This is a genomic window from Roseovarius sp. YIN77 (assembly GCF_057219155.1).
The window spans coordinates 1-4656 of sequence record NZ_JBXVVI010000041.1; the positions used below are offsets into that span (position 1 = coordinate 1).

4 protein-coding genes and 1 pseudogene are annotated in these 4656 nt (G+C 48.5%); 4 read left to right on the top strand and 1 reads right to left on the bottom strand.

Annotation, left to right across the window (positions count from 1 at the left end; genetic code table 11):
* The 4 genes and pseudogenes from AC2D8P_RS16380 to AC2D8P_RS16395 all read left to right on the top strand — a co-directional run.
* Positions 1–441: pseudogene (locus tag AC2D8P_RS16380) on the top strand (hypothetical protein); the annotation flags it as partial.
* Between the two features lie 438 nt (positions 442–879).
* On the top strand, positions 880–2772 hold the full coding sequence (locus AC2D8P_RS16385; RefSeq protein WP_484703934.1) for an ATP-binding protein: 1893 nt from the start codon (positions 880–882) through the stop codon (positions 2770–2772).
* 9 nt (positions 2773–2781) lie between these two features.
* Positions 2782–3177, top strand: a complete 396-nt coding sequence (locus tag AC2D8P_RS16390) for a response regulator (protein ID WP_484703936.1) — start codon at positions 2782–2784, stop codon at positions 3175–3177.
* Positions 3178–3179: 2 nt separating this feature from the next.
* Positions 3180–4433: an adenylate/guanylate cyclase domain-containing protein gene (locus AC2D8P_RS16395; RefSeq protein WP_484703940.1), complete on the top strand. Its 1254-nt coding sequence runs from the start codon at positions 3180–3182 to the stop codon at positions 4431–4433.
* A 27-nt stretch (positions 4434–4460) separates the two neighbouring features.
* Here AC2D8P_RS16395 and AC2D8P_RS16400 read toward each other — a convergent pair.
* A partial coding sequence (locus AC2D8P_RS16400; RefSeq protein ID WP_484703938.1) for a hypothetical protein occupies positions 4461–4656 on the bottom strand: 196 nt, incomplete at its 5' end.

Here is a 4656-nt window from a genome sequence, read left to right on the forward strand (position 1 = left end):
CGACCGAAGCTTCGATCTGACGATCACAAACAAAGTATGCGCCAGCAGTTCGAACTGCACTTGAAAGATTGGATGCGTCTGCCGTTGGACGAGATCAGCAAGCAGATGGTGGCTGATCGGCATCGCTCGATGGCTGATCGCCCTTCCGCTGCCAATCACCTTCTCAAGTATTTTCGCACAGTTTGGAACCACGCCCGACGAACGCATGACTTACCTGAGTCACCAACCATGGCGATTGAATGGTATGACCTGAAACGCCACTTCAATGATCAGGATTTGGGATTCTGCATGCGAGAGATCGTGGAGGCCACTTCAGAAGTCCACAGAAACAGAACCACAGTTTCCAATGCGGATGAGTATTTGCTGAAAGGGATCTTCGATCAGTTGCTCAAAGGCGAAACAACACCGATAAAGGCTTTAGAATGCTTAGAGAAGGACTGATAGTTGGGATTGCCGAAGACGGCCCAAACCGGACTCTCAGCACCCCGCTCGAATGCTGCGGTCGCAGCCCGCATTGCCGACTTTCGTTGCGAACGCGAACTCTAGGGTGAGCCAATGTTGCGCTGTAGCCTACCCAAACTGTCGTTAACTACAGCTACACATTCAGTGTTGAATGTAGAGTCATTTCGAGGACGATGACATCACGCGACTTTAATCGTCTGGTGGCTATTTTCAAATTCCTCGTCTGGTATCGATCACGACAGTATCATGGGACAGTGGATTATCTATTCGCGTCAGAATTAGTTAGGGTGTTGATTCAATTGCCCTTAGAAAAATCAAGCACTTTGTTTGCAAAAAGAATTGGCTTAGAAATAAGAAATAGATTGCTTGCAGCGCACGAATTGAAGTTTGGCCAGTGATGCGATTGGGGCTATTGACGTGACGGATGACACCGAACTCGAACGCGAGTTACGAATAGACGAGGCGGTTGAAGTCGCTTTGGCATCTCCCAGAATTCTGATCGGGATGTCGTTTGCATTTATCATTCTGTTGGCGAATCTGGGATACACGGTTTTGTTGAGCTGGGCGGGGCTGCCGGCAGGCTTGATTGGCGTCATGGTGTTTTTAGCCATGCGGAGCTTTTTCCGGTTGAGGCATAAAGAGCGACCCAAGGACATTTCACCTAAGCGCATCCGGTCATTTTTGTATTTTGCCGTCATCATGGGCTTCGGCTGGGGGGCTATGCTATCTATCATCATCGCTACCGGTGACGAAAAGACTCATATGGTGGCTTTGCTTCTGGCCTTTATTGGCACCTTTCTGACAACCAATATCAATTCGATCAATGTTTCCATGGGGTTCGGATTTACAACATTGGGATTGATCTGGTTGACGGTTCTATGGGTAGGAGTTCTGCCGCCTGCAGGTGCTTCGGTTCTATTCATCCTTGCGTATCTGACGATTTCGTATTTCGCCCATCAGGCACAACAAAGGCGCGTACATTCGATTAAACAATCACGGTCAAATACTCAGGCCTTGCAAGCCAAGTTTGAAGCTGAAGAACAACTTCGTGTGGCACAGTTTCAGGTCGCTGAGCAAGAACGCGACAGACAAATGGAAATCAGTGAAACGCAACGCAACGTGATTAATGCCATTCCATTTCCGATGATCCTGGCCCATTACAACACGCCTTTAGAGATCACGCCCGCAGCCCGAGCCCAATTTCGTTTGCGTGATGATGTGGCGCTTTCCGATGTAAAGTTGGACAGTTTTTTTATCGACCCGGACGTTCCCAATCAAATTTTGAGCAAAGTAAAATTGGACGGAGAACTAAATGATTTTGAGGCCTTGATGAATGACATCGAGGGGAACGAATTCTGGGTGACAATCTCAACAAGATCATTGATTTATGAAGGTCAGAAAAGTTGGTTGAACGCCATTTATGTGATTGATGCCCGAAAACGTATGGAACAAGAACTCGGGAAAGCCCGTGATCAAGCCGTTGCTGCACTTGCAGAACTTCGCAGAGCGCAAGAACAACTGGTCCACTCTGAAAAAATGGCAGGGCTCGGCCAACTAACAGCGGGTATTGCCCATGAAATCAAGAACCCTTTAAATTTTGTAAATAATTTCTCAAAACTCTCGACGGAAATGCTGGATGAGCTTGCAGAGTGTTTGGACGGTTCGGCAACATATGCTGACAAAAGCGACAAAGAAGTAGCAGAAGATCTTCTAACAACCGTTCGTGAAAATCTGGTCAAAATTGATCAACACGGATCAAGGGCCGATAGCATTGTAAAAAACATGTTGGCTCATTCCCGAGAAGGAACGGGAGAACATGAAAACATAAGGTTAAAGCCGCTCGTCGAAGAAGCATTAAACCTTGCATATCACGGGGCACGCGCGACTGACCCGTCCGTCAATGTCGACATATCAATAGAGTGGTGCGACGACGAGGGGAACATATCCGGTGTGGCACAAGAGCTTCAGCGCGTATTTCTGAATTTGTTTTCAAACGGCATTTACGCAGCCGGAAAATCTGAGGCAGCGGGGGGCGATCAGGCGCGGTTGAAAGTTTCCTGTCTGACCGAGGGTGATTTCTATATTGTTTCCGTTGTCGACAATGGGGCTGGAATATCCGTAGAAGATCAAAAGAAAATTTTTGAACCGTTCTACACGACCAAACCCACAGGCGAAGGTACTGGTCTGGGTCTATCGATGAGCTTTGACATCGTCAAAACTCATGGCGGGCACATCGAGTTTGACAGCACACCAGACGAGGGAACACGTTTTTCAGTTCATTTTCCGAAAACTCACACCCCTAAGAATTAGGAAATCATATTGGTACATAAAATTCTGGTGGTAGATGATGAACCCGACGCACAGGAACTATTCCGCCAACAATTTCGGCGCGAAATCCGTAGGGGCAAGTACGAAATTCTGTTTGCGCACAGGGCAAAAGAAGCACTGAATTACCTAGAGTCGGACGTGCAACATGAAATAATAGTTTTGTTGTCCGACATTAATATCCCTGAAATGAACGGGTTTGAGTTATTGCAGCAAACCAAATCAATGAAACCAGAGTTGCCGGTTATGATGATCTCGGCCTATGGCGACACGGGAGCTCGAAATCGAGCAAAGGAATTGGGCGCCATCTCCCTCATATCCAAGCCCGTTGATTTTGCTGCACTCAAAACGACACTCCTAGAAGTCTCTCAATTGGACTCCGCCAAATGAGTATGCGGCGCATATTAGTGGTTGACGATGAACCCGACATGGAACTGTTGTTGCGCCAGAAATTCAGGCGAGAAATTCGCAATGGTGAACTAGAGTTGGAATTTGCTGGGAGCGGGCAAGAGGCTTTGGAAACCCTGTCCAGGAACCCGGACTTTGGCATGGTCTTGTCCGATATCAATATGCCGCGCATGGATGGGCTGACATTGCTCCTGCATCTCGCGGAAGAACACAGTTCCCTCAAAGCCGTGGTTATTTCTGCCTACGGAGACATGAAAAATATCCGCACGGCAATGAACCGCGGCGCCTTCGACTTTTTAACCAAGCCGATAGATTTCGAAGACCTTCAGATAACGATCGACAAAACATTCAATCATCTGACAGAAACGCGCGAATTGCGTCGCGCAAAGGCAGATGCCGAACTTGCCAGGGCAACATTGGCTCGATACTTTTCTCCATCTGTTGTGGACTTGGTTTCTGGCAACAGTGGGGAAATACCGAATGGGGGCGAACGGCGCGAGGCAACGTTCCTGTTTACGGATCTGGCAGGATTCACAAATCTGGTTGAAACAGCAGATTCTGACATCATCGTAGAACTTCTCAACGAATATTTTGACCGGTTGGCGAGGATAATTTTTGATCATGGCGGCACCGTCATGAAGGTGATTGGTGACGCAATTCATGCAACATTTGGTGCCCCGATTGAACAACCAGACCATGCAGCACGTGCAGTGGCATGTGCGTTGGAAATTGATCAATTTGCGGAAGGTTTCCGGGAAGTATGGATGGACCGGGGTTTACCATTGGGCATCACCCGGATCGGTATCAACACTGGCTCTGCCATCATCGGCAACTTTGGCGGTGAAAGTTTCTTTGACTATACCGCGTATGGGGCGGCCGTGAACACCGCAGCGCGTCTGGAAGCTGCCAACAAAACTCTGGGAACAAGGATATGTGTTAGCCAATCGGTGGTGGACCACATCCCTAAGTTTTCTGGACGACCAGCTGGCCAACTGAAACTCGCCGGGCATTCTGAAACCATTCACTCATATGAACCCTTCACGGAAGCTATGTCACAAAATCCGGCGATGCAGGCCTATACAGAGGCGTTTGAATTTTTAAAGCAAGGGGCGCCCGACGCCCGTCAGGCATTTGCGGCTTTGATGGGAAAGTTGCCGGACGATCCGCTAACCATATTGCATCTGCAACGAGCATTGGGGGGTGCAAAGGACGTGATTGTAGACGCAAGTCAGAAATAGCCGCAACAATCTGGCGGTTCAGATTTCCTATACGTGAACGGCCGCTTTCATTAATTGAAGAGTTAGCTTTGCGCTCGCGGTGAATGTCGGCAAACCGCCCGATTCTGTTGAAAAACACCGTGTTATGAGGGTGACTGATGCTTGGTTTTTGCGACCGCAAGCCTTTCTGTTTTCAGGCTTTTCGCGGATGCTGCGGTGCAGGAAAGATCTTGGCGAGTTTGCG